1 protein-coding gene is annotated in these 2437 nt (G+C 73.9%); it reads left to right on the top strand.

Annotation, left to right across the window (positions count from 1 at the left end; all coding sequences use genetic code 11):
* Positions 1–206 precede the first annotated feature (206 nt).
* On the top strand, positions 207–2437 hold a 2231-nt coding region (locus ABYE80_RS19790), incomplete at its 3' end, for a TIM-barrel domain-containing protein (RefSeq protein ID WP_372792027.1).

Raw genomic sequence — 2437 nt, 5'->3', positions numbered from 1 at the left:
GTCACGGCTCGCCGCGACCGAGTCCGTCCGGCCGCCGAGGCGGTTCAGCATCGAGACGAGGACGGACGGCGAGGTCATGGTCGGGATACGGGTGTCGCGGGCTCATGGACGCCTGCGCCTGCGGACGTCGTCCAGGAAGTCTACGGTCGGGCGGCCGGGCACCGAGGGGCCCGGTGTGCACGTCCGGGACCTAGACTGTGCCGCGCATGAGGTCGTTGTCACGTTCGCACCGCACGGGCGTACGCGCACGGTCCCGCTGGTGCGGGGCCCTCGTCGTGGCGCTCACGGCGCTGACGGCTCCCGCGGGCGCTGCGGCTGCCACCACCGTCCGGGACGGCAACGCGCGGTTCACGGTCCTCAGCGCCTCGCTGGTGCGTGCGGAGTACGTGCCGGGAGCGCGGTTCGAGGATCGCCCGACCCTCACCACCGTACGCCGGCGCCCCGCGCGCGTCCGCGTGTCGACGCGGGTGCGCAACGGGTGGCGGGAGATCAGGACCTCGCGGCTCACGCTGCGCTGGCGTCGGGGAACCCAGGCCTTCACTCCCGACACCTTGCGCCTGCGGTTCCGCGACGGGCGCCGGACCGTCGAGGTCGGCGTCGATCCGCGGGCGGAGCGGCAGGCCCTGGGCGGATGGACGCGCGCACTCGACCTGGCCACCGGTCCGGTGCCGCTGCACCCCGGTGTCCTGGCGCGTGACGGCTGGCACGCGGTCGACGACACGGAGACCGTCGTGCGCACGCCGGCCGAGCCCGGGTTCGAGATCCGCCCCGACGGCGCCGGGTCGCGACGCGACTGGTACGTCTTCGCCTACGGCAGCGACCTGCGGCGCGCGCTCCGTGACCTGCGGACGATGACCGGCGCCGCACCGCTGCTGGACCGCGCGTCGTTCGGCGTCTGGTACTCGAAGTGGGTCCCGTACTCGGCGTCCGACCTGCAGGACGTCGCGCACGAGTTCCGCTCGCGTGGCATCCCGCTGGGGATGGTCTCGCTGGACACGGACTACAAGCGCCAGGCGGATCCCGTCGGCGCCGCGATCGCCGCGCAGGTCGTCGGCGCGCCCGGCCAGCCCTACAGCTGGAACGGGTGGGACTGGAACCGCGACCTGTTCCCGGACCCCGCGGAGTTCCTGGACTGGGCCGAGGGCGAGGGGATCCTCGTCGCGGCGAACATCCACCCGTCGATCAACACCAACGACCCGGCGCTTCCCGCCGTGGAGGCGAAGACCGGTCCGCTGGGGACCGACGACGGGATGTGCCGGGTGCTCCAGGCCGACCCGACGGGCCAGTGCAAGGTGTTCGACTGGACGAAGAGCAGCCACCTGCAGGCCTACTTCGATCTCCACCGGCCGTTCGCCGACGCGGGGGTCGACGCCTTCTGGCTGGACTGGTGCTGCGAGGCCCAGGACTCCGCGCGGGCTCCGGGCCTGAACCCCGACGCCTGGATCAACTCGCGCTACGCCGCGTACCAGGCGAGCAGGGGGGAGCGGTGGCCGTCGTTCTCCCGGATCGGGGCCTCGTTCCTGCCCGACGGGGTCTACGGCGACCGCCAGAACCCGGACGGCGGGGTGGGGGCGCTGGCCGAGCACCGCTCGACCGTGCAGTTCACGGGGGACACGTGCGCGACCTGGGACGTGCTCGAGTTCGAGGCGCAGATGACCTCGGCCGCCGCGGCGATCGGCCTGCCGTACGTGTCGCACGACATCGGCTCGTTCGCCGGCCAGCCGATCGCCGGGCAGTGCAGCGGGCAGATCGCGGGCCAGAGCAACGTCGTCCCGGACGAGATGTACGCACGATGGGTGCAGTTCGCGACGTTCGAGCCGCTGAACCGCCTGCACTCCCACCACGGCAAGCGCCTGCCCTGGGAGTACCCGGGTCCGGCCGGCGACGCGGCGGCGGACGCGCTGCGGCTGCGCAACGCCCTCGTGCCCACGACCTACACGCTCGCACGGCGTGCGCGCGACACGGGCCTGCCGATCACCGGCCCGCTCTACCTGACCTGGCCGGGCCAGAAGGCGGCCTACGAGCACCCGACCCAGCGCACGTTCGGCCCGGACATCGTGGTCGCCCCGGTCGTCGGACCGGGCGACCCGGCGACCGTCCAGCAGTGGATCCCGCCCGGCACCTGGATCGACTGGTTCACCGGCGAGCGCTTCCGCGGGCCGGCGACGCGCACCCGGGCCGTTCCGCTGTCCCGGATGGCGGTGCTCGTCCGCGCCGGGGCCGCGGTGGTCACGGACCCGTCGGACGGCGGCCCGGCCGTGCCGTCGCCGGGGCTGCTGCGCGTCGACGCCTTCCGCGGCTCGCGCGGGCAGTTCGTGCTCTACGAGGACGAGGGAGCGGGACTCGCCCACCGGCGTACGGCGTACACCCGAACCACGGTGAGGCAGCGGCGCAGCGGTCCATCCGTGCGCATCACGATCGGTCGCGCCCGCGGCCG

It is taken from the genome of Paraconexibacter sp. (assembly GCF_041602235.1).
GTDB lineage: Bacteria > Actinomycetota > Thermoleophilia > Solirubrobacterales > Solirubrobacteraceae > Paraconexibacter.
This window is presented reverse-complemented; position numbering and strand designations above follow the sequence as displayed.